Here is a 26,516-nt window from a genome sequence, read left to right on the forward strand (position 1 = left end):
CGTGCCGCGCCGGTCCGCCGGCCGGCGGCGCGCCGGCGCGCCCGCGGGGATCCTGTCCCTCGTCCTGTTCCTCTCCCTGTGTTTCGCGGCCGCCGCGCCGCGCGCCGCGGAGCCCGTCCGGGCCGAGACCCGGGAGGCGGCGCCCGCGCTCCGCACCGGCGAGCCCGAGACGTGGCGGGTCGCGACGCATCCGGTGCCGCCCCTGGTCATGGACGAGGACGGCCGGCTGCGCGGGTTCAGCGTCGATCTCTGGAACGCCGTCGCGCGGGAGCTCGGCGTCCGGACGGCGTACGTCCGCGTCGACGACCTGCCGGCCCTGTTCGCGGCGGTCTCGGACGGGCGCGCGGACCTCGCCATCGCGGCGGTGTCGATCACCGCGGAGCGCGAGCGGCGGTTCGACTTCTCGGTCACGATGCTGGAGACCGGCCTGCGCATCGCCGTCCGGGCGGAGCCGGACGCCACCGGCTCGGCCACCGCGCGGGCCCTCCGGGCGCTCCTGAGCGACGCCGCCTTCCTGCAGGTCCTCCTGGGGCTTTCCGCCCTCATCCTGGCGGTGGCGGCCCTGGTCTGGTGGCTCGAGCGGCGCCACCCCGGCGGCATGGCGGCGCGCTCGGGACCGGCGCGCGGCTTCGCCCACGTCGTCTGGTGGGCCCTGAGCAGCCTCGCCGCGCAGGCGGAGGAGATGCCGCGCAGCCCCCTGGCGCGGGCCGTCACGGTGCTCTGGCTGTTCACCTGCATCGCCCTGGTGGCGTGGTTCACCGCGGGCCTGACCAGCACGGCCACGGTGGAGCGCCTGCGCGGCGCGATCAACGGCCCGCAGGACCTGCCGGGCAAGCGGGTGGGCACGGTCGCCAACACCACCTCGGTCGCCTACCTGGCGGACCATTTCGCCACGCCGGTGGGCTTCGCGACCCTGGAGGAGGCCTGCGCGGCGCTGCAGGCCGGCACGGTCGCGGCAGTCGTCTACGATGCCCCCGCACTGAGCTACTACGCGACCCGGCCCGGCCACGAGGCCCTGCGCCTGGTCGGGACGGCCTTCAACCGGCAATCCTACGGCATCCTGTTCCCGGCCAACGATCCCCGGCGCAAGCGCGTCAACCAGGCCCTCCTCGGCCTGCGGGAGGACGGCCGCTACGACGAGATCTACGGCCGCTGGTTCGGCTCCGAGAGCGGCGAGTCCCAGGGGCGCTGAGGGGCGCCGCCGTGGCGGTAGGCCTCGGCCGGGTGGCGGGCGGGCAGCCGGTCCCCCTGGCCGAACAGCTTCGCCCGCAGCGAGCCCTCCGCGTAGGCGGTCTTGTAGAGGCCGCGGTCCTGCAGTTCCGGGATCACGAGGTCGATGAAGTCCGAGAAACTCTCCGGCACGACGATCCGGCTGAGGTTGAAGCCGTCGACCTCGCCCTCCTCGATCCAGGCCTGGAGTTCATCGGCGATCGCCACAGCGTCGCCGGTGAGCACCGCGTAGCGGCTGCCGAGCCGCAATTCGGCGAGGAGGTCGCGCTTCGTCAGCCCGCGCCTGGCCGCCGCCGCGGTGGCCGACTGGATGGCGTTGCCCGGCGCGTAGGGGATCGCCTCGTCCAGACCGTAGCGGGCGAAGTCGATCCCCGTGGAGGCGGAGAAATGCGCGAGCCCCGCCTCCGGGCTCGCGTAGGACAGGTACTCGTCCCGCTTCGTCTCGGCCTCCGCCCGGGTCCGTCCGGGGATGATCGCGAGGCCGACGAACACCTTCACGTCTTCGGGATTCCGGCCGGCGGCGACCGCCTCGGCCCGGATGGCGCGGACGGAGTCGCGGGCGGCGGCCGGGTCGCGGGCCGAGATGAACACGCACTCGGCGTGGCGGCCCGCGAAGGCGCGGCCGCGGCCCGAGGCGCCGGCCTGGTAGAGCACCGGCGTGCGCTGGCGCGACGGCTCCGACAGGTGGTAGCCCTCGACCGCGAAGAACGCGCCCCGGTGGACGACCTTGCGGATATGGGCGGGATCGCTGAACACCCGGGCCGCCCGGTCGCGGCGCACGGCCGCGTCGTCCCAGCTGCCCTCCCAGAGCCGGTAGAGCACCTCCAGGTACTCGTCGGCGTAGTCGTAGCGCCGGTCGTGCGCCGGCAGCGTGCCGCCGCTCTGGGCGCGGTGGGCGCTGTCGAGGTAGCCGGTGACGACGTTCCAGCCGATCCGGCCGCCGGTCAGGTGGTCGAGGGTCGAGAGGCGCCGGGCGAAGGTGTAGGGCGCCTCCTGGTGGACGTTGATGGTCACCCCGAAGCCCAGATGCTCGGTCACCGCCGCCATCGCGGAGATCATCACGGTCGGGTCGTTGACCGGGAGCTGCACGGCCTCCCGGGCGGTCACGTCGATGCCGCCGCCGTAGACGTCGTAGACGCCGATGATGTCGGCGATGAACAGGCCGTCGAACAGGCCGCGCTCCAGGAGCTTCGCCTGCTCGGTCCAGTAGCCCAGCGTGTTGTACTCGGACGAGCGGTCGCGCGGGTGGGTCCAGAGCCCGTGGTTGATGTGGCCCACGCAGGTCATGTTGAAGGCGTTCAGCAGGATCTGCTTCGTCGCGGCGGCCATCAGAGCGCTCCGTGCCGGGGCGGATGCCGGCCGTCGAGGTGGTAGGCGCCGATCCAGTGGTATTTCCAGCGCACCGGATCGTGCAGGGTGTGGGTGCGGACGTCGCGCCAGTAGCGGTCCAGCGCCTCGGCCCGGTCGGTCGCGGAGGTGCCGCCGAGCTCGACGAGCTTGTTGGCCGCGAGCAGGCCGGCCCGGTGGCTCGCCGCCCGCGCCTCCGCCACCGCCACGGAGGCGGCCGCGACGGTCTCGGCGTCGGGGGCTTCCTGCMCGGCGTCCACGAAGCGGCCGGCCCGCGCCAGCAGGGCGTCGGCCGCCGCGAGGCGCACCTGCACGTCGCCCAGCGCGTGGAGGGTCAGCGGATCCTCGTTGGCCCGGGCGACGCCGGAATCGATCCACGGCCGGGCGCGGTCGCGCACGAAGGGCAAAGTCGCCGCGAAGGCGCCCGCCCCGATGCCGAGATCGATCCCGGCGTGCAGGATCTGCGCGAAGGGGCCGATGGCGGTCGGCCGCTCCAGCGAGGCCTGGAACGGCACCACCCAGTCGGGCTCCACGGCGACGCGCTCGAACAGGACCGAGCCCGAGCCGGTGACCCGCTGGCCGAACCCGTCCCAGTCGTCGACCAGGGTGACGCCCGGCGCGTCCCGGGGGATGAAGACGAGGTAGGCGACCGCCCGGCCGTCCTCCTCGGCGTTGGCCAGGGTGGGGATGCGGTGGGCGTAGAGCGAGCCGGTGCAGTAGTATTTGCGGCCCTCGACGTGCCAGCCGGCCCGGTCGCGCACGAGCCGGGTGCGGCGGGTGTGGTCGCGCGCGCCGATCTCGGCCAGCGCGTTGCCGAAGCGCTCGCCCGCCAGGACGCGGCCGTAGAGGGCGCGCTTCTGGGCCTCGGTGCCGCCGTTGCGGAGCACCTCCAGGGCGTAGAAATGGTTCTGCGGGATCTGGCCCAGCGAGCCGTCCGCCGCGGCGATCCGGGCGATCACCTGGGCGACCGTGGCGCTGTCGAGGCCGGGGCCGCCATATTCCGTCGGCACCGTGATCGCCCAGAGGCCGGATTCGGTGAAGCGCGCGATCTCGGCGACCGGCAGTAACATAAATGTATTTTTTCATTCCCCTGCTTTAGATCTTCTCGTCCGAAGGGGGCTTGAAGTTGAAAAGTTTCATGCCTTGAATGAAAAGATCAAAATATCAATGACACCTTCATCGATGTGTAACCTTGACAATGATGCATTCGGCGATGGATTTGGGCCATTATACGGATTGCGAGCGACCAGATTTAGCAAAATTATTTGGTAGACANCGAAGGCGTCCGCCAGCCGGTCGGCGACGGCCAGCGCGGCGGCGGCGTCGGCGATCACCGGCACCGGGCGCGGCGGCGCGGGCGCCTGCGTGAAGGCGGTCTCGTGCGGCTGGAGCGGCATGGCCCGGTCCTCAGTTCCACTGGTGCCGGGCGGGCAGCACGCCGTTCAGGGCGTGGTTGCCGAGGAGGTGGTACTTCCACCGCACCGGGTCGTGCAGGGTGTGGACCCGGGCGTCGCGCCAGTACCGGCCGAGATTGTAGGTCTCGCGCGTCGCCGAGGCGCCGGCGAGCTCGAGCAGCCGCTCGGAGGCCTCCAGGGCGATCTCGGTGGTGAGGATCTTGGCCTGCGCCACCGCCACCGAGGCTTCGGCCGCGCTCTGGGCGGTGACGGGGGCCGCGGCGATCCGGTCCAGCGTCCTGCCGGCCCGGGCCAGGACCGCCTCGGCGGCGTGCAGGTCGACGGTGAGCCGCCCGACCTCGCCGAGGATGTGAGGATCCTCCGCGACGGTCTCGGCGGTGAAGGGATAGGGCCGGGTCCGGGTGCGCAGGAAGTCGAGGGCGGCGGCGACCGCGCCCCGGGCCAGCCCGGCGTCGATCGCGGCGTGGATCAGCTGCGAGACCGGCCCGAACAGGCCCGGGCGCCCGGCCAGGGGCGCGAGGTCGATCGTCAGATCCGCCTCGACCGGGGCCTCCGCGAAGATCACGCTGCCGCTCGCCGTGGTGCGCTGGCCGAAGCCCTGCCAGTCGTCCACCACCCGCACGCCGGGGGCGTCCCGGCGCACGAAGACCAGGAGCGGCCCGCCGTCGGGGCCGACCGCCCGGGTCGGGATCCAGTGGGCGAAGAGCGCGCCCGTTGAGTAGAAGCGCGTGCCGCTCAGCCGCGGGCCCTCAGGCCCGGCGGTCAGCCGCGTGTCCACGCCGGTGATGGCCTTGCCGTTGCGGGCGGGGCCGGCGTTGCCGATCCGGTGGCCGGCGAGCACGTCGCGGTAGATCCGCGCCCGCTGGGCGGGGCTGGCGGCGGCCGCGACCAGCGCCAGGACGCCGAACTGGTTCTGGGGGATCTGCGCCGCCGAGCCGTCGGCGGCGGCGAGGATCGCGAAGACCTCCGCGAGCGTCGGGTGCGAGACCTCCGCGCCGCCGTGGGCGCGCGGCACCGTGATGCCGCCGAGCCCGCTCGCCGTGAAGGCCGCGATCTCCGCCCAGGGCAGGCGACGGTCCCGGTCGCGCTCGGCCGCGCCCGCCGCGAAGATCCGGGCCACGGCCCGCGCGGCCGCGAGCGCCTCGGCGTCCGAGCGGATCCGGTGCGGCGGCGACGGCGGCGGCGGGAGCCGGACCTCGGCCGGGTCGGTGACGGGATCGTCCAGGTGCAGGCTCATACGGTGTCCGGTTGACCGCTTCGGTTGAGACGTCCCACCGTCATCGCGAGCGCAGCGAAGCGACCCAGGGCAACGCGCGGTTGGAAGACGCGGCGCTGCCTGGATGGCTTCGCTCCGCGCGCGCGGACGGCGCTGTCGAGGTCGTCGACCGGGGACGATCCATGGCTGCAGGCTCCCGATCGGATCGCCCAGATCTGACGGTTTCGCTCAGCGGGCCCGGAGCCGCCGCACCGCGGTGTCGCCCGCGAACTGGACCGCGCACACGAGGGCGATCAGGATCGCGATCACCACCACCATCACGGTGGTGTCGAAGCGCTGGTAGCCGTACCGGATGGCGACGTCCCCGAGCCCGCCCGCGCCCACCGCGCCGGCCATCGCGGAGGCGCCGATCATCGCCACCACCGTGATGGTGAAGCCGGCCACGATGCCCGGCAGCGCCTCGGGCAGGAGCACGTGGGCGAGGATGTGCCGGCGCCGGCAGCCGATGGACTGGGCGGCCTCGATCAGGCCCGCATCCACCTCCCGCAGCGAGACCTCGGCGATCCGGGCGAAGAACGGGGTCGCGCTCACCGAGAGCGGCACGATCGCCGCCCAGACGCCGATCGTGGTGCCGGCCACCAGCCGGGTGAACGGGATCAGCGCCACCAGCAGCACGATGAAGGGCACGGCCCGGAAGCCGTTGACCACGGTCCCGACCACCCGGTTGGCCGTCGGCGCCGCGAAGATGCCGCCGGGCCCGGAGGTGACGAGGAACAGGGCCAGGGGAATGCCGGCGAGCACGGCGATCCCGGCCGAGACCCCGACCATGAGCGCGGTGTCGAGGAAGGCCTGCCAGAGGCGTTCGATCATCTGCGGTGACATGGCGGGGCTCCGGGTTCGGGGGCTCGGGCGGGCGGGGTATCGGGCGGGGTATCGGGGGAGGAGCGGTCCCGCATCGCCTCACCCCACCGCCGCGTCGGCGGGGACGTAGCCGACCCGCTCGACGTCGCCGACGGCCCGCAGCCGCGCCTCCGCGCCCGGATCCTCGGCCGGGACGGCCACCAGCATCCGGCCGACCGCGTGGCCCTGGATCCGCTCGATGCCCGCCTGGAGCAGGCGCACCGGCGCCCCGGCCCCCGCGAGGCCCGACAGATCCGGCGCGGCCCGGCCCGAGCAGGTGATCCGCAGGATCGCCCAGCCGCCCGGCGCGGGCAGCGGCTGCAGCCGGGCCGCCAGATCCGGCGGCAGGCCGCGGGTCAGGGGTTCGAGCAGCGCCCGGGTGGTCGGGTGCTCGGGCGCCCCGAAGACGCGCCAGACCGGCCCGGTCTCGACGACCCGGCCACCCTCCAGCACCACCACGTCGCTGCAGATCTCACGGATCACGCTCATCTCGTGGGTGATCAGGATGATGGTGATCCCGAGCCGCCGGTTGATGTCGCGCAGCAGGTCGAGGATCGCCAGCGTCGTCTCCGGGTCGAGGGCGGAGGTCGCCTCGTCGCAGAGCAGGATCTCCGGGTCGCTCACGAGCGCCCGGGCGATGCCGACCCGCTGCTTCTGGCCGCCGGAGAGTCGCGACGGGTAGGTGTCGGCCTTGTCCTCCAGGCCGACGAGGCGCAGCGCCTCCGCGACCCGCGGGCCGATCGCGCGCCGGGGGACGCCCGCGACCGTCAGCGGCAGCGCCACGTTCTGCCGGACGGTCTTGGCCGCCAGCAGGTTGAAGTGCTGGAAAATCATGCCGATGCGCCGGCGCAGGGCCACGAGCCCGTCGGTGTCGAGGGCGTCGATCGGGGCGCCGTCGACCAGGACCCGGCCCGAACTCGGCGCCTCCAGCCGGTTGACCGTGCGCAGGAGGCTCGACTTGCCCGCCCCCGAGCGGCCGATGATGCCGAAGATCGCGCCGGCGGGAATCGCGAGGTCCACCCGGTCGAGCGCCTGCACCGGTCCGGCGGCGGAGCGGTAGGTCTTCGAGACGGACTCGAACCGCACGGTCCCGGCCTCCCGGCCGGGCACGGGGGCCGGGGCCCGGGCGGCGGTCGCGGCGCCCGGGACCTGTCGTTGGCCCGTGACCGGCGTGCCCGGATCGCGCAGGCTGTCGAAGATGAGGCCGACCATCAGTTCTGCCACGCCAGCAGGTACAGCTTGTCGCTGTTGGCGAAGGACTTGCGGATCTGCTGTTTCACCGCCTCCGAGTTCTGGAAGAGCGTCACGAATTTCCGGATCACGGGGTCCTCCTTGCGGGCGGCCTTGGTGACGAAGCTCACGGCGAAGCGCCGGTCCTCGATACCGGAATAGATCAACCCGCTGGTCGCGTCGAAACTGCCGGCCGCCACGATGAAGTGCGGGTAGCCCAGGGCGAGGTCGACGTCGCCGGTGATGCGCGCCAGCTGCGGCCCCTCGACCTCGGTGAAGCGCAGTGTCTTCGGGTTCTCGACGATATCGTCGAGGGTGCCGAGGAAGCCGACCCCGTCCTTCAGCTTGATCAGCCCGGCCTTCTGGAGGAGCAGCAGGCCGCGGCCCTGGTTCACCGGGTCGTTGGCGATCGCCACGGTGCCGCCCGCAGGGATCTGGTCGAAGCTCTTATGCTTCAGGGAGTACAGGCCGATATTGGACAGGATCCCGAGCCCGACGATGTCGAACGCGTAGCCCTTCTGCTTGGCGGCGTTCTCCATGAAGGGGCGGTGCTGGAAGAAGTTCACGTCGATGTCGCCGGCATCGAGGGCGACGTTGGGCGTCGTCCAGTCGCTGAACTCGATGACCTTCACGTCGAGTCCCTCGGCCTCGGCCTCCCGGGCCGCCACCGTCACGGCATCGCCGTAGGCGCCGGGCACGACGCCGATCCTGAGGGTCTCCGCGCAGGCGGGCCATGCGCCGAGGCCGAGCGCCGCGACGGCGAGGAGACGCAGGAACTTCATCGGGCGGGACTCTGGCGGGCATGGGCGGGGGCAAGTCCGGCGGCCCGGTCGCGACGGATCGCCCCGCATCCGAAGGCAAGATCCGGAAGCATGCGGGAACTATCCATCAGGTCGACAGGCGCCGTCTCACGCGGAGGATTGTCTCGCGTCAGATTTAGACCAGCCCGGCCCGCCCCGAAATTCCAAAGATCTTCGTTGGACGACACGAACGATCTCCCGATGCCCCCGGACCGGAGATGCGCGTCCTGTGCGCCCAGCGGGGCGCCGTTCCGGCCCCGCTCGCGGGAGCTCGGGACGCGGGGACAGGACGCTGGGACAGGACGCGACGCCCGGGGGCTCGGCCGGCCGAGCGGGCGGCCGAATACGGTCGGTCCGGCGCGCGGGGCTCCGGAACAAGCCTTGTCGAACCGGATTGAACCTGCGATTATCCAGTTATCGCAACGGCTTAGTGAAGATCATGCTCTTCCGCGAGCACTCCGCGAACGAAACCGTCTCCGACGGCCACGATCCCGGGGACGAGCCTTCCCGGGCCGGGGATATACCCCGCCGCCCGGTCCCCGCGGCCTGGTCCGACCCGGCCGTCGCGCCGGGCGACGAGGTCGTCTTCGACCGGCTCGACCTCGCCGAGATCCTCGGGATCTGGCGCCATGCCCGCGGCCGGGTCGTGGGTCTCCACCGCCCGCGGGGCGCCGCCGCCACCGTGGACGTGAAGTTCGAGGGGCACGAGACCCTGGAACGCTACCTGCCGGACCTGTTCCGGCGCGTGCACTGATCCGCGCCGCGTCCTCACCGACCGAAGTGCCGGAAACTGTCGGCTGAGACGACAGCGAGTGTCTGCTTTCACGACACTTCCGATCAACCGGCCGCTGATCGGGCCGGTGCTCACGAAAATGTAGGGTCCCGCCGGCGCGCGCTCTCCCCCGGGGCCGGAACCCCGCCGTCTCCGAAACGTCGGGCCGGTCGCGACCGCCGCGGCCGATTCCCGGCCGGGGCGGACGGGCCTGTCCGGGGGGCACGATGGCTCAGAGAAACCACAGACGGCGCGCGGGCGCGCCATGACGGCGAGCCACGGCGTGTTCGCCTTCGCGCATATCGGCGACCTCCACCTGGAGCGCGCCGAGGACCGCCACGCCGCCGACCTGCGGGCGATCCTCGCGGAGGTGGCGGGGCTGCACGGCCATGGCCTCCTCGACTTCGCCTACTTGCCCGGCGACCTCGCCGAGGACGGGCGGGCGGAGCAGTACGCGGTCCTGCGGGAGGCCCTGGACCGGCACCCGGCCCTGCCGGTGCGCCTGATCGCCGGCGACCACGACCGGCAGCACGGCACGATGGCGGATTTCGACGCCCTGTTCGCCGCGGTCGCGGGCAGCCCGCGCGGCGGCGGCCACGCGGCGCGATGTCACGATCTGCCGCGCCCGCGTGACCCGGTCTCCGTGACGCACTACCACTTCGCCGAGACCTGGGCGGGCGTGCGCTGCCTGTTCCTCGACATGGTCAGCCCCGGCTACGGCCAGAAGGGCTTCGGCCTCGATTTCCGCCTCGGCCCCCACCAGCTCGCGTGGCTCGGCGCGGAGCTGGCCCGGGCCGAGCGGGAGGGCCAGCCCTGCGCGGTCTTCGCCCACACCTACCCGGACGATCTCCGCGTGCCCGACGAGCGGGCGGCGCTCGCCGGCCTGATCCGCCATCACGGCGTGCGCCTCGTCGAGATGGGCCACACCCACTACAACGAGCTCGCGCCGGACGGGCGCACCCTCTACGCCGCGGCCCGCTCGGTCGGCCAGAACGAGGACGGCTCGGTCGGCTACGCGGTCGCGGCGATCGACGGGCCGGTCACGAGCTGGCGGTTCAAGCCCCTCGACCGGGCGCTGCCCTTCGTGATGGTCACGAGCCCGGCCGACCGGCGCCTCGCCACGGCGCCCCTCGACGCCGCCGACGGCACGATCGCGGTGCGCGCCCTCGTGCTGTCGGACCGGCCGCAGGCCGCGTGGCGTTGCCACCTGCGCGTCGACGGCGGCCCGGCCCACCCGATGGTGCCGGACGGTCCCCGCACGGTCCACGCCCGCATCCCCTGGCGGGACGGCGCGCGCCGCCTCGCCGTCACGGTGACGGACGGCGCCGGCCGGGCCGATACCGAGGTGATCGAGCCCGTGGGCCGGAGCTTCGTGCCGCCGCCCGCGCACGAGCGCCCCGGCAGCGACGCGCTCCGCCTGCCCGCCTGGCCCGAGAAGGGGCTCCGGGGCGACCAGCTCGGGCCGAACCGCAACGGCCGGGACTGGTAGCCGGCCCCGCCCGAATCGCGGCACACCGCGCCGCACGATCCACCCCACCAGAGGACCACCGCAACCGATGGGCGCGCTGACGCTGACCCCCAACATCGCCACCTGGGCCATCGCGGCGCTCGCGACGCTCGGCGTCATCGTGCGGCCGTTCTCCTGGCCGGAGGCGATCTGGGCCGTGCTCGGCGCCGGGGCGCTCGTCGCCCTCGGCCTGCTCGCCCCCGCCACCGCCTGGGACGGCGTGCTGAAGGGGACCGACGTCTACCTGTTCCTCGTCGGCATGATGCTGATGTCGGAGGTGGCCCGGAAGGAGGGCCTGTTCGACTGGCTCGCGTCGATTGCCGTGCGCGCCGCCAAGGGCTCGGCGACCCGGCTGTTCACCCTGGTCTACCTCGTCGGCACCGTCGTCACGGTGTTCCTGTCGAACGACGCCTGCGCGGTGGTGCTGACGCCCGCCGTCTACGCGGCCACCAAGGCCGCCAGGGTGGAGAACCCCCTCCCCTACCTGTTCATCTGCGCCTTCATCGCCAACGCGGCGAGCTTCGTGCTGCCGATCTCGAACCCGGCCAACCTCGTAGTCTTCGCCGAGCACATGCCGCCGCTGGTGCGCTGGCTCGGCCTGTTCGCCCTGCCCTCGCTGCTGGCCATCGCGGCGACCTACGCGGTGCTGCGGCTGACCCAGGCGAGGACCCTGCGCGGGCAGGAGGTCGCCACCGACGTCGCGGCCGTGGCGCTGTCCCGGACCGGCCTCGTGGCGGGAATCGGCATCGTGGCGACCGGCGGCGTGCTGATTGGGGCCTCGGCGCTCGGCCTCGACCTCGGCCTGCCCACTTTCGTGGCCGGGCTCGCCACCACGATCGTCGTGCTGCTGCTCAAGCGCGGCGGCCTCGTTGCGGTCGCCAAGGACGTGTCGTGGAGCGTGCTGCCGCTGGTCGCCGGGCTGTTCGTCCTGGTGGAGGCCCTGGAGAAGACCGGCGTGCTGGCGATGCTGGCGGACCTCCTCAAGGGCTACGCCCAGGCCGCCCCGGAGGCCACCGCCTGGGGAGCGGGCGGCCTGGTCGCGGTGCTGTGCAACCTCGTCAACAACCTGCCGGCCGGGCTGATCGCGGGCGCCGCCGTGCAGGCGGCCCACGTGCCCGAGAAGGTGGCGGGGGCGATCCTGATCGGCGTCGATCTCGGGCCCAACCTGTCGGTGACGGGCTCCCTCGCCACGATCCTCTGGCTCACCGCCATCCGCCGCGAGGGCCAGGACGTCGGCGCCTGGACCTTCCTCAAGCTCGGCCTGCTGGTGATGCCGCCGGCCCTCGCGCTGGCGCTCGCCGGCCTGCTCCTCGTCTGACCCTTTTCCCGCAAACCCAAGGTCCGCGCGCGTGACGGCAGCCCTCCTCTATCCCTTCATCCTGGTGGCGGGCGCGCTGCAGGCGATCGGCAACGCCATGAACGCGCAGCTGCGCGGTCGCATGGTCAATCCGTGGCTCGCCGCGACGGTGTCGTTCCTGCCGATCGTCTTCGTGTTCACGACCCTGTTCCTCACGATGCCGACGCCGCTGCCGAGCCTCGATTCCTTGAGCAAGATGCCCTGGTACGCGCCGCTGGGGGGCCTGGCCGGCGCGGTGGCGGTGTTCGGCGGCCTCGCCTTCATCGACAAGGTCGGCGCCGGGCCGTTCAACGGCCTGACGCTCACCGCCAACATCCTCACCTCCCTGGCGATGGACGCGCTCGGCCTGTTCGGCCTGCAGGCCGCGGGCTTCAAGCCGATGCCCTGGCTCGGCGGCCTGCTGATGGCGGTGGGCGTGACCTTCATCGCGCGCTCGGGCGGCAAGAGCGACGGCGGCGATGGTCCCGGCGAGGGGAACGGGATGTCGGGCAAGCTGCTCTACCCGTTCATCCTGGTGGCCGGCGCCCTGATGGCGATCGGCGTGGTCTGGAACGCGCAGCTGCGCGGGGCCCTGGACAACCCCTGGCTCGCCGCGACGGTCTCCTTCGTCCCGGTCGTGTTCGTGTTCGCGCTTATGTTCCTGCTGCGGCCGTCGCCGCTGCCGACCCGGGACGACATCGCGGGCGTTCGCTGGTGGATGCCGCTCGCCGGGATCACCGGGGCCGTGGCGGTGTTCGCCGGGCTGCTCTTCGTCGACAAGGTCGGGGCCGGGGCGTTCAACGGCCTGCTCATCACCGCCAACCTCCTGACCTCGGTGGCGCTGGACCATTTCGGCTGGTTCGGCATGAGGCGCGTCAAGGCCGGCCCGCCGCGCCTGATCGGCGCCGCCCTGATGGTCGGCGGCATCGTGCTGATCTCCCTGTTCTGAGCGTGCGCGGTGACGCGCACCCGTCCTGCCGGGTGGCCGCGCCGGGCGATTCCGCCCCCGGCAACCACCGGTCTCCCGGGCGCGGGCCGGCCCTGAGAGGGCGCGCGCGCCGCCCGGGACCGCACGGGCTTCCCGCGCGCCCGCCGACCCGGGACCGGCCGGATCGAGCCCCGGCCGGGAAGAAGATGGTGCGCTCCCGGCGGTCGAACCGGCCTTCTGAGAAGAACCTGCCTGTCGCCGAGAGCAGACGGAGAACAAGCATCTCCGCGCACCGCGAAATACGAAAGACGTGTCCATTGCGAAGGGGCGTTCCGAGCGCGACATTCGGGATCATGCGCAGCGCCTCTGAAAACCAGTCGCCGGCCTTCGATCCGTTCGGCGAGCCCGTCGCCGACGGCGTCGCCCGCGCCTGCCCGGCCAGCACGGCCGGCGACCGCACGGCGCGGCGCGTCGGCGGTGCGGTGTTCTGGACGCTCGCCCTGGCGATCCTGGCCGGCCGCGTCTACGCCTACGATCTTCCGGCCGTGCAGTCCGTCGCCGCCCACGCGGCGCAGGCGCTCGCTCTGCGCTGACGCGCGGAACGCGCGTTCCGGCCGTCGCTCGACCCGCTCAGTACGTACCGGCCAGGTAGGCGGCGACCGCACCGGCATCGGCCTGCTCGATCGGGGCGTGATAGGCCTTGATCATCTTGGACACCTCGGCATCCCGGAGGGCATTCCCGTGCCCGGGCGGCTGCGTGGCGCTGTCGTCCAGGTCTGGCAATAGGCCTGCGCCGCCTCGGAGCCCGCGGTCAGGCGGCCGTCCTTCGGGGGCCGCAGCTGCGCGGTCGGGTCGGGAACCGTGTCGGTCCGCGGTGCCGCTGAGGCCGCGCCCGCCGTCAGATCCGCGAGCGCCGCGCCGCGCACGAGCGCCCGCATCCCGTTGGTCCTCGTGCTCGCGTTCACGCCGGCCGCACCCGAGTGGTCGCGCCACCGTTGCGCAGGTCGCCGGACGGGGTCCAGCGCGACGTCGTCGGCTGGGTGCTGCCGTCGTTGGCGCTCGCCCGCACCCGGATCGCGCGGGCGCCGGGCGTGAGCGCGAGCGACCAGGTCCGGAACGCGTAGGGGCCGAGATCTCGGCCGAGCGCGGCCCGAGTCCAGGTGGCGCCGTCGTCGGTCGAGACCGCGACCTCTCCGATGCCCGCGCCGCCGCCGGAGGGCTTGTCCAGCACCGCGACCGCGTCGAGGTGCTGGACCCAGCCGGTGCCGCGGTAGCCCGGCACCACGAGGCGGAGCGGGTAGCCGTTGCCCCGGTCTACAGCCCGGTCGATGCCGCGCCGGCCCCGGGCTAGCCGCGGCGGCCGGGAGGCCCGGATCCCCGCGCTCAGCGCTCCGTGAGGTGGCGGCGCACGGCCGCCGCGGTGACGGCGGAGACGCGCACGTTCGATTCCTGGGTCACCCCGGCGATGTGCGGCGTCAGGATCAGGTTCGGGACGCCCGCGAGGACGGCGCCGGCGGCCGCGTCGAGGGGCTCGCGGTCGAACACGTCCAGCGCCGCGCCGCCGAGATGGCCGGACCGCAGGGACGCCGCCACCGCCGCCTCGTCCACCACCCCGCCCCGGGCCGCGTTGATCAGGATCGCCCCGCGGGGCATCCGGGCCAGCGCCGCCGCGTCGATCAGGCCGCGGGTCCGGTCGGTGAGCGGCACGTGCAGCGAGAGCACGTCGCTCTCGGCGATCAGGGCGTCGAGCGCCTCCCGCTGCACGGGGCCGTAGGCCGGGCTCCAGGCCGGGTCATCGGCGGCGACGAAGGGGTCGTGGGCGGCGACCGCCATGCCGAGCGCCGCCGCCCTCCGGGCGGTCTCGCGGGCGATCGAGCCNGCTCCGGCAGCGCGTAGGTGTCGGGCGCGGCAAGCGCGGCCGTTGTGACCGGCGCGGGGGCGAGCGCGGGGGCGAGCGCGGCCGCGAGCGCGACTCCCGACGGGCGGAGCAGGCGGATCCCGAACATGTCAATCCTCCTCTAGGCCGCCCGCACGCGGGTCGTCTCGACGACGTTGCGCATGTAGCCGGCGGGGTTCCAGCGCGGCTCCATCGGCTGGGTGGCGCCGTCGTTGCCCGTGGCCCGCACGCGCAGGGCGTGGGCGCCCGGCGCCAGATCGGGCTGCGCGGTCCAGGTGCGGAACGCGTAGGGGCCGAGATCCGGGCCGAGCCGGGCGGCGCTCCAGGTCCTGCCGTCGTCGGTCGAGACCGCGACCTCCCTGATGCCGGAGCCGCCGTCGAAGGCGATGCCGCGCAGGGGCACGTGCCCGGCCTTCACCGGCGCGCCGTCGGTCAGGTTGGTCAGGAAGGAGCGGACATTGAAGCGGCCGATCGGGACGGTCTTGTCCGGCGCCTTGCCGGGCTCGGTGCAGGCGCAGGGATTGTCGGGGATGCGGTAGGCCGTCTTCATCCAGAAGCCCTCGAAGGGGTGATCGAGGACGGCGATGCCGTTGAGGTGCTTGACCCAGTAGGTGCCGTAGTAGCCCGGCACCACGAGGCGGAGCGGGTAGCCGTTGAGCCAGGGCAGGTCCTGCCCGTTCATGCCCCAGGCCAGCATCACCGCGCCGTCCCGGGCGTGGTCGAGGGTCAGCGCCTTGGCGAAGTCCGGCGTCCCGGGCAGGACCGGCCCGTCGAGGCCCTCGAAGGACACCTGCACGGCGCCGGCCTTCACGCCGGCCTGGTCGAGCACGCGCTTCAGCGGCACGCCGGTCCAGCGGGCGCAGCCCATGGCGCCGTTGGCGAGTTGGCCGCCGGCGATGCGCGGCTCGAAGAAGCCGCGCGAATTGCCCGAGCACTGGTTGACCGCGACGATCTCGGTCTGCGGCATCGCTTTGAGGTCGGCGAGCGACAGGGAGAGCGGGCGCTCGACCTGTCCGGTCACCGCGACGCGGAAGGCTCCGGCGTCGATCTCGGTCGGGACGTCGGCGAGGTGGTAGCGGACGAAGAACGCGTCGTTGGGCGTGATCGCGCCCTCGTCGAACACGGAGAACGGCGTCTCCAGCTGCGGCGGGCGCGCGGTCATCTGCAGGAGCGGCCGCTTGCCCGGATAGGCCACGAGCGGCCGCTCGCCGTTGCCGAAGGGCAGCGTCGCGGTGTCGCCCGCCCGTGCGCGCGGCACGCCTCCGACGGCGGCGAGCGCGCCGAGCGCGGTCAGCCGCATGAAATCCCGTCTTCCGCGATCGGTCATCGCGTGCTCCCCATTCAGGCTGTCGCAGCGGAGGTCCGGTTCGGCGCGCCCCGCACGCGATTGCGGGGCGACGCTTCGGAGGGGATCCCGGTCAGCGAAGGACCGAGAGGTAGTGGATGTCCTGCGTCAGGCAGGTCGAGAGGCGCCACTCGACCGGCCGCTCCTCGAGATCGATGGCGACGCGGTCGATCTCGAGGGCCGGGGTTCCGGCGGGCACCTGGAGCAGCTCCGCCTCGCGGGGCCCGAGCGCCACGGCCTTCAGGCGCTCGTTGGCGGTGGCGATCGTGATGCCGTAGCGGGTGGCGTAGAGGCTGTAGAGGGTGTTCGGTAGCTCGATCTGGGCGATGCCCGGGAACAGGCCGGCGGCCACGCTGATCGTCTCGACCACGCACAGCTTCGCGTCGACGGCGCGCACGCGCTCGATCCGGACCACGCGGGCGGACCGCACGAGGTCGAGGCGCCCGCGCTCGTCGGCGCTGGCGGCCGCCTCCGCGATCCCCGTGACCCGGCTCGTCGGCATGCCGGTGCCGTCGCCGTCCGGCCGCAGCTTCAGGAAGCGGAAGACGCTCTGCTTGTCGTCGTGATCGGCCACGAAGGTCCCGCGGCCCTGGCGGCGCACCAGCAGGCTGTCGGCGGTGAGCGCGTCGAGAGCCTTGCGCACCGTCCCCTGGCTGACGCCCAGCTCGGCGGCGAGCTGCCCCTCGCTCGGCAGGATCTGTCCGGGCTGCCAGACGGCGTCGGCGAGGCGCTTCAGAAGCGTGTCGTAGACCTGCCGGTAGAGCGGGCGGAAGCCGACCGTGCCGGTGCGCCTCGAACCTGCCTGCCCTTCGCCTGACCGTTCCATCGCGTGACGACGCAGAGCCCCATCCGTGGGTAGAGCGTCGAAGGTTGTGTCCAGCACCTCTCCCTCCTCTCGCTTACGTCGCCCTGCCGACGGGAGCAATCACGGGTTTTTCTCCCGCACAGCCGATCCGCGTCACAGCGCCCTGATCTCGGCGACGAGGGCGTCCGGCAGGTCCAGGCCCGCCGCGGCGGCCCGGCGGCGCAGACCGAGGCGGCGGCTGCCCGGGAGCCGGGCGCCCTCCTGCCTCTCGATCGCGTCGGCCAGCGCCGCGAAGCGCTCCGGCGCGTCCGGGCTGAGCGCCGCCGCGTCGAGGACGAGGATCAGCTGCCCGGTGCCCGGCGGGTCGCCCGCGGCGTCGAGGAACGAGGAGGCCTCGCCGGCGAAGCGTGCGCCGACGAGCCCGGCGGCGAGCAGCTCCACCATCAGGGCGAGGGCCGTACCCTTGGCGTCGCCCAGCGGCACCATGGTGCCGTCGAGGGCGGCCCCGGCATCCGTGGTCGGGCGCCCCTCGGCGTCGAGGGCCCAGCCCTCCGGGATCGGCTCGCCGCGCTTGGCCGCCCCGACGATGTTGGCGCGGGCCACCTTCGACAGCGCGAGGTCGACCACGATCGGCGCGCGGCCCGGCAGCGGGCAGGCGAAGGCCAGCGGGTTGGTGCCGAACACCGCCTGCCGCCCGCCCCACGGCGCCATCGCGGCGGGCGTGTTGGCGAAGAGCAGCGCGACGCAGCCCTGCTCGGCCAGGCGCTCCACGGGTCGTCCCGCGGCACCGCAATGGTGCGAGCGGCGGATTCCGGCCGCCGCCACGCCCTGCTGGCTGGCGAGGCCGGGCAGCGCCTCCAGGGCGAGATCGATCGCCGGGTAGGCGAAGCCGTGGGCGGCGTCGATCGCGAGCAGGCCCGGCCGCGGGCGCGACGCCCGCGGGACCGCGTCGCCCACGACCTTCCCGGCGCGCACCTGCGCGGCGTAGGGCGCGACCCGCGACAGGCCGTGGCCCTTGAGCCCGTCCGCCTCGGCGTCGACCAGGGCCCGGGCGACGCTCCGCGCCGCGGCCTCGGCCGTGCCGCAGCGGATCAGGGCCGCCTCGGCGAGGGCCTCCGCCTCCGACAGAGTGAGGTTCTGCATCGGCTCAGCGCTCCGTGAGGTGGCGGCGCACGGCCGCCGCGGTGACGGCGGAGACGCGCACGTTCGATTCCTGAGTCACCCCGGCGATGTGCGGCGTCAGGATCAGGTTCGGGACGTCTGCGAGGACGGCGCCGGCGGCCGCGTCGAGGGGCTCGCGGTCGAACACGTCCAGCGCCGCGCCGCCGAGATGGCCGGACCGAAGGGACGCCGCCACCGCCGCCTCGTCCACCACCCCGCCCCGGGCCGCGTTGATCAGGATCGCCCCGCGGGGCATCCGGGCCAGCGCCGCCGCGTCGATCAGGCCGCGGGTCCGGTCGGTGAGCGGCACGTGCAGCGAGAGCACGTCGCTCTCGGCGATCAGGGCGTCGAGCGCCTCCCGCTGCACGGGGCCGTAGGCCGGGCTCCAGGCCGGGTCATCGGCGGCGACGAAGGGGTCGTGGGCGGCGACCGCCATGCCGAGCGCCGCCGCCCTCCGGGCGGTCTCGCGGGCGATCGAGCCGCGGCGGCGAGCGCCTCGGGCCGGTCGACGAGGCCCGGGTCGTACTGCACGTCGAGGCCGGCGAGCTCGGCCGCGATCGCGGCCTCGTCCATGAACTCGCTGATGACGACCTTGGGCATGGCGCACCTGTGTCCCGGTTCCGCGTGGTGGTCCCCCGCTAGAGCCGTACCCACCCGCGTGGCAACCCGGATCCGGGCTCGTCCGCCCTCAGGCGACCGCGCGGACGGCCCGCTCCGTCGGGAGCGCCGCGCGGGGCAGGCGCGCGATCAGGCCGCGGGTCCGGTCGGTGAGCGGCACGTGCAGCGAGAGCACGTCGCTCTCGGCGATCAGGGCGTCGAGCGCCTCCCGCTGCACGGGGCCGTAGGCCGGGCTCCAGGCCGGGTCATCGGCGGCGACGAAGGGGTCGTGGGCGGCGACCGCCATGCCGAGCGCCGCCGCCCTCCGGGCGGTCTCGCGGGCGATCGAGCCGAAGCCCACGAGGCCGAGGCGCTTGCCGGCGATCTCGCGGCCCATGAGCGCGTTGCGCGGCCACGTGCCGGCCGCGACGGCGGCGCTCGCCCCGTAGGCGCCGCGCAGGAGCAGCAGCGCGGTGGCGACGACGTACTCGGCGACCGCGCCGTCGTTGGCGCCGGTGGCCGGGTAGACCGCGATGCCGCGCGCCCGGCAGGCCAGGACGTCGATGTTGTCGAGGCCGACGCCGAGGCGGCCGACGACCTTGAGGTCGCGGGCGGCGTCGAGCAGGGCGCCGCGGACCTGGGTGCGGTTGCGCACGATCAGGGCGTCGGCCCGCGCCACGGCGGCGGCGAGCGCCTCGGGCCGGTCGACGAGGCCCGGGTCGTACTGCACGTCGAGGCCGGCGAGCTCGGCCGCGATCGCGGCCTCGTCCATGAACTCGCTGATGACGACCTTGGGCATGGCGCACCTGTGTCCCGGTTCCGCGTGGTGGTCCCCCGCTAGAGCCGTACCCACCCGCGTGGCAACCCGGATCCGGGCTCGTCCGCCCTCAGGCGACCGCGCGGACGGCCCGCTCCGTCGGGAGCGCCGCGCGGGGCAGGCGCGCGATCAGGCCGGGGATCTCCTCGGGCGGCCGCGCCGGGCTGTACAGGAAGCCCTGCGCGCTGTTGCAGCGTCGCAGCCGGAGGAGGTCGGCCTGCTGCTCGGTCTCGACGCCCTCCACGGTGACGTCGATGCGCAGGTCGCGGGCGATGACCATGATCGCCTCGATCACCGTCAGGCATTCGGGGCGGCTGCTCAGGTCGCGCACGAAGGCCCGGTCGATCTTGATCTTGTCGACCGGGAACTGCGTCAGGTAGCTCAGCGAGGAGTAGCCCGTCCCGAAATCGTCGAGGGCGATCCGCACCCCGAGCGCCCGCAGGGAGTGGAGATTGTCCAGCACGTGCGGCGTGTTGGCCAGGAAGATCGACTCGGTGATCTCGATCTCGAGGCGGTTCGCCGCGAGGCCGGTCTCGGTCAGCACCGCCGCGACGTCGGCGAAGAAGTCGGGCCGGCGGAAATGGACCGACGAGACGTTGACGGCGACGCGCAGGCTGGCGGGCCAGGTCACCGCCTCCGCGCAGGCCCGCCGCAGGGCCCAGCGCCCGATCGTGACGATGAAGCCCGTTCCCTCGGCGATCGGGATCAGCTCGGCGGGGGAGACGGGACCGAGGCCCGGCCGGGCCCAGCGCAGCAGCGCCTCGCAGCCCACGACCTGGCCGTCCTGCAGGCTGACCAGCGGCTGGTAGTGCAGCGCCATCTCGCCGTCGGCGAGGGCCCGGCGCATCGCTTCGTCGAGTTCGTGCCGGCGCTGGACGCGCACTTCCAGGTCGCGGACGAAGCCCCGCCAGCGCCCCTTGCCGCCCTGCTTGGCGCTGTAGAGCGCGAGATCCGCCTTCCGGAGCAGGTCCTCGGGCACGGTCGCGTCCGCGGGGGCGCCGGCGATCCCGATGCTGACGCCGATCTCCGCCCGGACACCGTCGATGAGGTAGGGCTCGCGCAGGGCGCCGATCGTGGCCTCGGCCAGGCGCTGCGCGGCCGCGCCGTCCCGGCCGCGCTGCAGGATCGCGAACTCGTCGCCCCCGAGGCGGAACGCCTGCGCGTCGGCCGGGAGCAGGGCGCGCAGGCGATCGGCGACCTGCCCAAGCAGGGCGTCGCCCGCGGCGTGGCCGATGCTGTCGTTGACGGTCTTGAAGCCGTCGAGGTCGAGGTAGAGCAGGCTGACCGTCGCGTCCGAGGCCTGCGGCGAGGTCTGCGCGGCCGCCGCGCAGGCCTCGGACGCGACCTCGTGGAACATGACCCGGTTCGACAGGCCGGTCATCGGGTCCCGGGTGGCCAGATAGGCGATGTGCGCCTCCGCCCGGCGGGCCTCCGTCACGTCGGAGCCGACTCCCCGGAACCCCGCGAAGCGCCCCTTCTGATCGAGGAAGGGCTTGCCGCTCAGCCGGAGCCAGCGCCGGCCGGCCGGCGTGTCGACGGCGATCAGGTGCTGGTGGAACGCGCCGCCCCGCCGGAGACGGTCCAGGAGGTCGGCGCTCTGATCGGCCTCGGGGCGCGGCTCCGCCCGGCCGGCGAGCAGCGCCGGGAACGAGGCGCGCTGGAGCGTCTCCACCGGGCGGGCCAGCACATCCGCCATCCGGGTGGAGACGTGCTGGAACCGCCCGGTCTCGTCCGTCTCCCACAGCCAGTCGCTGGCATTCGCTTCGAAGGCGTTGAGCAGCAGGCCGATCGTCTCGTTCTGGTCCTCGACCCGCACGCGGTCGAGGATGCGCTGGCGCGACAGGCGGCTCATGCGGCTCACGCTCGTCACCACGAAGATCGCGTAGACGACGAGCAGGAGGCCGATGCTGAGCGCGACCGGCTCCCCGGACCGGGCCAGCCCGACGAAGCTGCCGACGATGACCGGGACCGCGAACAGGTACGAGACCGACAGGAGCGGGCCGACCACGTAGGCGTCCGAGATCAGGCCGGCCATGATGGCGACGACGAGCAGCCGCGCGTCGCCGCCGGACGGGGCGAACAGCACGACCGGCATGGTCGCCCAGGCGAGGCCCAGGGCGAAGGCCAAGCCGGCGGAGATCCGGCAGCCCCAGCGGACGGTGAGGGCCGAGGCGGTGTCGCCGTGGGTGCGCCAGTAGAGGTAGGTCGCGTAGGTCGCCGCCGTGATCAGCGTCGCGACCACGGTGAGCAGGCCGAGGAGGTAGGTGTGCGAGGCCGAACCCCAGAAGAAGTACGCGACGGCCAGCGCGATGATCAGGTGCGTCACCGCCGAGTAGGTGGCGAGCTTCAGCGTCTCGTCGAGGAGCCCCGCGCGCACCTGCAGGCGGTAGCGGTTCGGCAGCGCGTCGTCGGCGTCGGGACCGAAGAGACGGCCGAGCAGCGATCCCGCCCGGCGGCCCGGCCAGGTCCCGCGCCGCGCGGCCGGCTCGACCGCGCCGGGCGCGCCCGCGGGCATCTCAGGCGACATGGCTGGCCCCATGGCGGGGCGCGACCCTCATCGTCAGGCCGCCCTTGGGCCGCAGCGTCACGCGGAACTGCGCCGGCGGCATCTCGGCCGTCACCGGCCGGAGGCGGAAGGCGGGCAGCAGCGTCGCCAGGATGACGAGGCACTCGGTCAGGGCGAGGCTCATGCCGATGCAGACCCGCGGGCCGGCACCGAAGGGCAGGTAGGCGTAGCGGTCGCGCGCGGCGGCCCGCTCCGGCGCGAAGCGATCCGGGTCGAACACCTCCGGCTTGTCCCAGAGCAGCGCGTGCCGGTGCAGGGCGTAGACCGGCACGTGGACCGACTGACCGGCCGGCACGACCGTGTCCCCGAGCCGCACCGGCGCCCGCGTCCGCCGCACGATCAGCGGCGCCGGCGGGTAGAGGCGCATCACCTCGAGGAGCACCTGGCGGGTGTAGGGCAGCCGATCCGCGGCCTCGGGATCGGCGGCCGGATCGGCGCCGAGCTGCGCCATCTCGGCGACGACGCGCCGCTCCACCTCCGGGTGCTCGGCCAGGACCCGGAAGGTCCAGGCCAGCGCCAGGGCCGTGGTCTCGTGGCCGGCGGACACGAAGGTCAGCAGGTTGTCAATGAGGCTCGCCTCGGGGAGCGGCTCGCCGGTCTCCGGATCCCGCGCCTGCAGCAGGAGGCCGAGGAGGTCGGAGCCGGGCTCGCCGCGCGCCCGGCGGCGCGCGATCGTGCGGGCGACCTCGCCGCGCAGGTAGCGCACCGCCTCCGCCCCGGCCCGGGCTCCCGGATGCGGGACCCAGGCCGGGGCCCGCAGCATCTCCAGGGCGATCTTCCAGCTGGTCTGGCCGAGATAGGCGTCCATCGCGGCCCCGAAGGGCTCGACCGCCAGATGGGGATCGCCTGACACCATCGTGGCGACGATGACGTCGAAGGTGGTGCGCATCATCTCGCGCAGGATGTCCCGCTCGGTCCCGGCCGGATCGGCGTCGCGCCAGCGCGCCCGCGTCGCCGCGGCGGCCCGGGCCATGGCCGGCACGAAGCTCCGGACCCGGTCCGGGCGGAACATCGGGACCGCGGTCCTGCGCTGCCGCCGCCAGTGGGCTCCGTCCGCGGTGAGGACCCCCGAGCCCAGGGCCGGGGCCAGCGCCCGCAGCATGAACGGCTCCCGCTCCAGCGCGTCGGCCTGGTCGACCATCAGGCTGCGGATATGGCCGGGATCGCAGACGTAGGTGGTCCGCTGGCCGAGGAAGCGCGTGGTCACCAGGGGTTGTGTGTAGATCTGCCGGGGCCAGGCCTCGATCAGGCTGCCCAGCATCGTGACGAGCACGGATGGCAGCGCGACCGCCTCGGCCACGCCCTCGATTACGGCCTCCGCGAGCGGCGGTCTTCCCGGCTCGCAGACCCTGAACGTTCCGACAGCGGGCATACCGGCTCCCTCGCGGGACCAGATTCGAGGCTCAACGTTAAGTTTTGGCGTCCCGCCGCATCGCCGTCGAGAACTTCCCCCGGCACCGGGGCGGAAATCGCCGCCTTGCTTACCGGGGGCTTACCGGGATCCCCGCGGAAACGCGGCGGGCGCCCGCACTAGCGGTCCCGGGTCTCGCGGGCCTGAGCCTCGAGGGCCTCGCGGAGCCGACCCTCGATCAGCAGGGCCGAGCCGTAGTGGAACTCGATGTCGAAGGCGTGGCGCTGGTTCATCGAGAGCGACGCGCTCTGCATCGCGATGAGACGGCCCTCCGCGTCGAACAGGCCCGAGCCCGATCCGCCGTAGCCGTCGTTGCAATCGTGGCGGGCGCGGCGGATCGCGCCCTCGCTCGGCGGATCGATCCGACGGACGGCGCAGGCTTCCCGGCTGCTCTGCCCCCGATAATTCTCGTGCCCGGCCGGCGAGACCATCGTCACCGGGAGCGTCAGGTCGCCGGTCGGAAGGGTCGGCGGGTCCGGGATCGGCTGCGGCCGCGCCGCGGCCGGCTCGGCGAGGCGCAGCAGCGCCCAGTCGTCGGTGATGTGCAGCCGCCGCGCCTCCGGCTCGACGCCGAGTTCCAGGACGTCGGGCGCGAAGGCGTAGTTCCGGCCGGCGATCTGGAAGTAGCAGTCGGCGACGGTGCGGGTGACTTCCAGCTGGCGATTGCGGAAATTGTGCGCGTTCATCAGCACGAGGGAAGGATTCCCGATCAGCCAGGCGGCGGCCGCCTTCTGGGGGATTCCGTCCGGGCGGCGGCACCACAGCACGCCGGCGCCGGGGAAGCGCTCCAGATCCGCCCCGGTCAGCTCGCGCCGCCCGTCCTGCAGGTAGAGCGCGGCGAGGCGCCGTCCTCCGCCGGTCTCGCCCGCCGGAGCCGCCGTCACGAGGCAGGCGGCCAGCGCCAGAGAGCGGGCCGCGCCGCCCGTGACATGACCCATCGCGTCCTCCCGGGGCGGGTCGGTGGGCGGCCCCGTGCCCGCTCGCCCGCCTGTCGTTCCTGCTTGTCTGGGATGGACATCCGCCTTCGGTCAAGACCCGCCTGATCTTACCAGATATCCGATGCCGTATTGCCGGATCTTCCCGAAAAGAAATGTTTCGTTTTGCAAAGACACGCATTACAAGCCGTGCGAATAATCGAGTGGCGCACAACGAYAATAAGTCTTTCATAAGCTTGATGAATACTGGAGAAATCCGGAACATCGCGGTGCAGGAAGCGGGTTTGTCGTTGAAGATCGTGTCGCCATCGAATGAACACCACGATGACTGCGAGGCCAAACGGCGTGGCAGTCCGGCGAGGAGACGCAGGATGATCAGGCTCCGGAATTCCGTCTCGGCATTGGCGATCATGGCGCTCGCGCCGGTCGCCCTGGCGGGCGCGGCCCAGGCCAACGACAAGCTCGTCGAGAAATCGAAGAGCGACGAGAACTGGGTGATGCCCGGTAAGAACTACGACTCGAACAATTACAGCGACCTGACGCAGATCAACAAGAGCAACGTCAAGCAGCTCAAGCCGGCGTGGACGTTCTCGACCGGCCTGCTCAACGGCCACGAGGGCGCGCCGCTCGTCGTCGACGGCGTGATGTACATCCACACCTCGTTCCCCAACAACACCTTCGCCCTCGGCCTCGACGATCCGGGCAAGATCCTGTGGCAGGACAAGCCCAAGCAGAACCCGGCCGCGCGCTCGGTGGCCTGCTGCGACCTCGTCAACCGCGGCCTCGCCTACTGGCCCGGCGACGGCAAGACCCCGGCGCTGATCCTCAAGACCCAGCTCGACGGCAACGTCGCCGCCCTCAACGCCCAGACCGGCGAGACGGTGTGGAAGGTCGAGAACTCCGACATCAAGGTCGGCTCGACCCTCACGATCGCCCCCTACGTGGTGAAGGACAAGGTGATCATCGGCTCCTCGGGCGCCGAGCTCGGCGTGCGCGGCTACCTGACCGCCTACGACGTCAAGACCGGCGCGCAGGTCTGGCGCGCCTACGCCACCGGCCCGGACGAGGACCTGCTTCTCGCCAAGGACTTCAACATCCACAACGCCCATTACGGCCAGAAGGGCCTCGGCACCTCCACATGGGAGGGCGACGCCTGGAAGATCGGCGGCGGCACCAACTGGGGCTGGTACGCCTACGATCCGGGCACCAACCTGATCTACTTCGGCACCGGCAACCCGGCGCCGTGGAACGAGACCATGCGTCCCGGCGACAACAAGTGGACGATGACGATCTTCGGCCGCGACGCCGACACCGGCGAGGCGAAGTTCGGCTACCAGAAGACCCCCCACGACGAGTGGGACTATGCCGGCGTCAACGTGATGATGCTGTCCGACCAGAAGGACAAGGACGGGAAGATGAGGAAGCTCCTCACCCACCCGGACCGCAACGGCATCGTCTACACCCTCGACCGGACGGACGGCACGCTGGTCTCGGCCAACAAGATCGACGACACCGTCAACGTGTTCAAGTCGGTGGACCTGAAGACCGGCACGCCGGTGCGCGATCCGGAATACGGCACCCGGATGGACCACCTCGCCAAGGACATCTGTCCCTCGGCGATGGGCTACCACAACCAGGGCCACGATTCCTACGATCCGAAGCGGCAAGCCTTCTACATGGGCATCAACCACATCTGCATGGATTGGGAGCCCTTCATGCTGCCTTACCGGGCGGGTCAGTTCTTCGTCGGTGCGACGCTGAACATGTATCCGGGTCCGAAGGGTGACCGGCAGAACTACGAGGGCCTCGGCCAGATCAAGAGCTACAACGCCATCACCGGCAAGTTCAACTGGGAGAAGATGGAGCGCTTCGCGGTCTGGGGCGGCACCACCGCCACCGCCGGCGACCTCGTCCTCTACGGGACGCTGGACGGCTTCATCAAGGCGCGCGACTCCGACAACGGCGACCTCCTCTGGAAGTTCAAGCTGCCGTCGGGCGCCATCGGCTACCCGATCACCTACACCCACAAGGGCACGCAGTACGTCGCCATCTACTACGGCGTCGGCGGCTGGCCGGGCGTGGGCCTGGTGTTCGACCTCGCCGACCCGACCGCCGGCCTCGGCGCGGTGGGCGCCTTCAAGAAGCTCGCCAACTACACCCAGATGGGCGGCGGCGTGATGGTGTTCTCGCTGGACGGCAAGGGCCCGTACGACGACCCGAACGTCGGCGAGTACGCGCAGCACGCCGCCAAGTGACGGCGGCCAAGTGACGGCGGCCAAGTGACGGCCGCCGGCATCCCGT

At 72.9% G+C, this 26,516-nt stretch carries 22 protein-coding genes and 2 pseudogenes; 7 read left to right on the plus strand and 17 right to left on the minus strand.

Annotation, left to right across the window (positions count from 1 at the left end; all coding sequences use genetic code 11):
• Position 1: 1 nt before the first annotated feature.
• Complete coding sequence (locus MOTC310_RS25855; protein WP_331303813.1) at positions 2 to 1,192, plus strand: transporter substrate-binding domain-containing protein; 1,191 nt, start codon at positions 2 to 4, stop codon at positions 1,190 to 1,192.
• On the opposite strand, the gene MOTC310_RS25860 is transcribed toward MOTC310_RS25855, so the two are convergent.
• The 6 genes from MOTC310_RS25860 to MOTC310_RS25885 all read right to left on the minus strand — a co-directional run bounded on the left by MOTC310_RS25860 (position 1,144) and on the right by MOTC310_RS25885 (position 8,120).
• Positions 1,144 to 2,559: an LLM class flavin-dependent oxidoreductase gene (locus tag MOTC310_RS25860; RefSeq protein ID WP_331303814.1), complete on the minus strand. Its 1,416-nt coding sequence runs from the start codon at positions 2,557 to 2,559 to the stop codon at positions 1,144 to 1,146. The two genes, MOTC310_RS25855 and MOTC310_RS25860, sit on opposite strands and share 49 nt — an antisense overlap.
• Positions 2,559 to 3,647: an SfnB family sulfur acquisition oxidoreductase gene (locus MOTC310_RS25865; RefSeq protein ID WP_331303815.1), complete on the minus strand. Its 1,089-nt coding sequence runs from the start codon at positions 3,645 to 3,647 to the stop codon at positions 2,559 to 2,561. The genes MOTC310_RS25860 and MOTC310_RS25865 overlap by 1 nt, the downstream gene beginning before the upstream one ends.
• A gap of 337 nt (positions 3,648 to 3,984) precedes the next feature.
• Positions 3,985 to 5,229: an SfnB family sulfur acquisition oxidoreductase gene (locus MOTC310_RS25870; RefSeq protein WP_331303816.1), complete on the minus strand. Its 1,245-nt coding sequence runs from the start codon at positions 5,227 to 5,229 to the stop codon at positions 3,985 to 3,987.
• A 207-nt stretch (positions 5,230 to 5,436) separates the two neighbouring features.
• Positions 5,437 to 6,090, minus strand: coding sequence for a methionine ABC transporter permease (locus MOTC310_RS25875; RefSeq protein ID WP_331303817.1), 654 nt, complete (start codon positions 6,088 to 6,090; stop codon positions 5,437 to 5,439).
• 78 nt (positions 6,091 to 6,168) lie between these two features.
• Complete coding sequence (locus MOTC310_RS25880) at positions 6,169 to 7,320, minus strand: methionine ABC transporter ATP-binding protein (protein WP_331303818.1); 1,152 nt, start codon at positions 7,318 to 7,320, stop codon at positions 6,169 to 6,171.
• Positions 7,320 to 8,120: a MetQ/NlpA family ABC transporter substrate-binding protein gene (locus tag MOTC310_RS25885; protein WP_331289315.1), complete on the minus strand. Its 801-nt coding sequence runs from the start codon at positions 8,118 to 8,120 to the stop codon at positions 7,320 to 7,322. The genes MOTC310_RS25880 and MOTC310_RS25885 overlap by 1 nt, the downstream gene beginning before the upstream one ends.
• Before the next feature lie 538 nt (positions 8,121 to 8,658).
• On the opposite strand from MOTC310_RS25885, the gene MOTC310_RS25890 reads away from it, so the two are divergent.
• The 5 genes from MOTC310_RS25890 to MOTC310_RS25910 all read left to right on the plus strand — a co-directional run bounded on the left by MOTC310_RS25890 (position 8,659) and on the right by MOTC310_RS25910 (position 13,274).
• The gene (locus MOTC310_RS25890) at positions 8,659 to 8,892 is read left to right on the plus strand and encodes a hypothetical protein (RefSeq protein ID WP_331304116.1); all 234 of its coding nucleotides are present in this window, start codon (positions 8,659 to 8,661) and stop codon (positions 8,890 to 8,892) included.
• A 283-nt stretch (positions 8,893 to 9,175) separates the two neighbouring features.
• Positions 9,176 to 10,399 carry a metallophosphoesterase family protein gene (locus MOTC310_RS25895; RefSeq protein WP_331303819.1) on the plus strand — a complete coding sequence of 408 codons (1,224 nt, stop codon included), beginning with the start codon at positions 9,176 to 9,178 and terminating at the stop codon, positions 10,397 to 10,399.
• 67 nt (positions 10,400 to 10,466) lie between these two features.
• Positions 10,467 to 11,735 (plus strand): arsenic transporter, encoded by a 1,269-nt coding sequence (locus tag MOTC310_RS25900; RefSeq protein ID WP_331303820.1) that lies wholly within the window; start codon positions 10,467 to 10,469, stop codon positions 11,733 to 11,735.
• Positions 11,736 to 11,766: 31 nt separating this feature from the next.
• Entirely contained in the window at positions 11,767 to 12,702 is a 936-nt protein-coding gene (locus MOTC310_RS25905; protein ID WP_331303821.1) for a DMT family transporter, read from the plus strand.
• A 332-nt stretch (positions 12,703 to 13,034) separates the two neighbouring features.
• Positions 13,035 to 13,274, plus strand: coding sequence for a hypothetical protein (locus tag MOTC310_RS25910; RefSeq protein WP_331303822.1), 240 nt, complete (start codon positions 13,035 to 13,037; stop codon positions 13,272 to 13,274).
• 37 nt (positions 13,275 to 13,311) lie between these two features.
• Here MOTC310_RS25910 and MOTC310_RS25915 read toward each other — a convergent pair whose 3' ends face one another.
• The 11 genes and pseudogenes from MOTC310_RS25915 to MOTC310_RS25965 form a co-directional block, all read right to left on the minus strand.
• The gene (locus MOTC310_RS25915) at positions 13,312 to 13,464 is read right to left on the minus strand and encodes a hypothetical protein (protein WP_331303823.1); all 153 of its coding nucleotides are present in this window, start codon (positions 13,462 to 13,464) and stop codon (positions 13,312 to 13,314) included.
• 178 nt (positions 13,465 to 13,642) lie between these two features.
• The gene (locus tag MOTC310_RS25920) at positions 13,643 to 14,128 is read right to left on the minus strand and encodes a molybdopterin-dependent oxidoreductase (protein ID WP_419539967.1); all 486 of its coding nucleotides are present in this window, start codon (positions 14,126 to 14,128) and stop codon (positions 13,643 to 13,645) included.
• Positions 14,065 to 14,619 (minus strand): annotated as a pseudogene (locus tag MOTC310_RS25925) (NAD(P)-dependent oxidoreductase); the annotation flags it as partial. The gene MOTC310_RS25920 and the pseudogene MOTC310_RS25925, both read right to left, overlap by 64 nt.
• Before the next feature lie 80 nt (positions 14,620 to 14,699).
• Positions 14,700 to 15,905 (minus strand): SorA family sulfite dehydrogenase catalytic subunit, encoded by a 1,206-nt coding sequence (gene sorA, locus MOTC310_RS25930; protein ID WP_331303824.1) that lies wholly within the window; start codon positions 15,903 to 15,905, stop codon positions 14,700 to 14,702.
• A 91-nt stretch (positions 15,906 to 15,996) separates the two neighbouring features.
• Entirely contained in the window at positions 15,997 to 16,806 is an 810-nt protein-coding gene (locus MOTC310_RS25935) for a GntR family transcriptional regulator (RefSeq protein ID WP_331303825.1), read from the minus strand.
• 75 nt (positions 16,807 to 16,881) lie between these two features.
• Positions 16,882 to 17,871 carry an Ldh family oxidoreductase gene (locus MOTC310_RS25940; RefSeq protein WP_331303826.1) on the minus strand — a complete coding sequence of 330 codons (990 nt, stop codon included), beginning with the start codon at positions 17,869 to 17,871 and terminating at the stop codon, positions 16,882 to 16,884.
• A 4-nt stretch (positions 17,872 to 17,875) separates the two neighbouring features.
• Positions 17,876 to 18,325 (minus strand): NAD(P)-dependent oxidoreductase, encoded by a 450-nt coding sequence (locus MOTC310_RS25945; RefSeq protein WP_331303827.1) that lies wholly within the window; start codon positions 18,323 to 18,325, stop codon positions 17,876 to 17,878.
• Positions 18,326 to 18,610: 285 nt separating this feature from the next.
• Positions 18,611 to 19,285 (minus strand): annotated as a pseudogene (locus MOTC310_RS25950) (NAD(P)-dependent oxidoreductase); the annotation flags it as partial.
• A gap of 88 nt (positions 19,286 to 19,373) precedes the next feature.
• A complete protein-coding gene (locus MOTC310_RS25955; RefSeq protein ID WP_331303828.1) occupies positions 19,374 to 21,830 on the minus strand; it encodes a putative bifunctional diguanylate cyclase/phosphodiesterase in 2,457 nt (818 codons plus the stop codon).
• On the minus strand, positions 21,820 to 23,241 hold the full coding sequence (locus MOTC310_RS25960) for a cytochrome P450 (protein WP_331303829.1): 1,422 nt from the start codon (positions 23,239 to 23,241) through the stop codon (positions 21,820 to 21,822). The genes MOTC310_RS25955 and MOTC310_RS25960 overlap by 11 nt, the downstream gene beginning before the upstream one ends.
• Positions 23,242 to 23,399: 158 nt before the next feature.
• Positions 23,400 to 24,218, minus strand: coding sequence for a trypsin-like serine peptidase (locus MOTC310_RS25965; RefSeq protein ID WP_331303830.1), 819 nt, complete (start codon positions 24,216 to 24,218; stop codon positions 23,400 to 23,402).
• A gap of 368 nt (positions 24,219 to 24,586) precedes the next feature.
• Here MOTC310_RS25965 and MOTC310_RS25970 point away from each other — a divergent pair, with 368 nt between their 5' ends.
• On the plus strand, positions 24,587 to 26,470 hold the full coding sequence (locus MOTC310_RS25970; protein WP_331289330.1) for a methanol/ethanol family PQQ-dependent dehydrogenase: 1,884 nt from the start codon (positions 24,587 to 24,589) through the stop codon (positions 26,468 to 26,470).
• Positions 26,471 to 26,516: the final 46 nt, after the last annotated feature.

It is taken from the genome of Methylobacterium oryzae, from assembly GCF_036441375.1.
Classification (GTDB): domain Bacteria; phylum Pseudomonadota; class Alphaproteobacteria; order Rhizobiales; family Beijerinckiaceae; genus Methylobacterium; species Methylobacterium oryzae_A.

Excerpts from the sequence above, each read along its gene's own strand:
- MOTC310_RS25955 (WP_331303828.1), bottom strand. The coding sequence starts at position 21,830 with ATGTCGCCTGAGATGCCCGCGGGCGCGCCCGGCGCGGTCGAGCCGGCC.
- sorA (WP_331303824.1), bottom strand. The coding sequence starts at position 15,905 with ATGACCGATCGCGGAAGACGGGATTTCATGCGGCTGACCGCGCTCGGC.
- MOTC310_RS25960 (WP_331303829.1), bottom strand. The coding sequence starts at position 23,241 with ATGCCCGCTGTCGGAACGTTCAGGGTCTGCGAGCCGGGAAGACCGCCG.
- MOTC310_RS25875 (WP_331303817.1), bottom strand. The coding sequence starts at position 6,090 with ATGTCACCGCAGATGATCGAACGCCTCTGGCAGGCCTTCCTCGACACC.
- MOTC310_RS25940 (WP_331303826.1), bottom strand. The coding sequence starts at position 17,871 with ATGCAGAACCTCACTCTGTCGGAGGCGGAGGCCCTCGCCGAGGCGGCC.
- MOTC310_RS25880 (WP_331303818.1), bottom strand. The coding sequence starts at position 7,320 with ATGGTCGGCCTCATCTTCGACAGCCTGCGCGATCCGGGCACGCCGGTC.
- MOTC310_RS25945 (WP_331303827.1), bottom strand. The coding sequence starts at position 18,325 with ATGGCGGTCGCCGCCCACGACCCCTTCGTCGCCGCCGATGACCCGGCC.
- MOTC310_RS25970 (WP_331289330.1), top strand. The coding sequence starts at position 24,587 with ATGATCAGGCTCCGGAATTCCGTCTCGGCATTGGCGATCATGGCGCTC.
- MOTC310_RS25910 (WP_331303822.1), top strand. The coding sequence starts at position 13,035 with ATGCGCAGCGCCTCTGAAAACCAGTCGCCGGCCTTCGATCCGTTCGGC.
- MOTC310_RS25860 (WP_331303814.1), bottom strand. The coding sequence starts at position 2,559 with ATGGCCGCCGCGACGAAGCAGATCCTGCTGAACGCCTTCAACATGACC.
- MOTC310_RS25895 (WP_331303819.1), top strand. The coding sequence starts at position 9,176 with ATGACGGCGAGCCACGGCGTGTTCGCCTTCGCGCATATCGGCGACCTC.
- MOTC310_RS25870 (WP_331303816.1), bottom strand. The coding sequence starts at position 5,229 with ATGAGCCTGCACCTGGACGATCCCGTCACCGACCCGGCCGAGGTCCGG.
- MOTC310_RS25965 (WP_331303830.1), bottom strand. The coding sequence starts at position 24,218 with ATGGGTCATGTCACGGGCGGCGCGGCCCGCTCTCTGGCGCTGGCCGCC.
- MOTC310_RS25885 (WP_331289315.1), bottom strand. The coding sequence starts at position 8,120 with ATGAAGTTCCTGCGTCTCCTCGCCGTCGCGGCGCTCGGCCTCGGCGCA.
- MOTC310_RS25900 (WP_331303820.1), top strand. The coding sequence starts at position 10,467 with ATGGGCGCGCTGACGCTGACCCCCAACATCGCCACCTGGGCCATCGCG.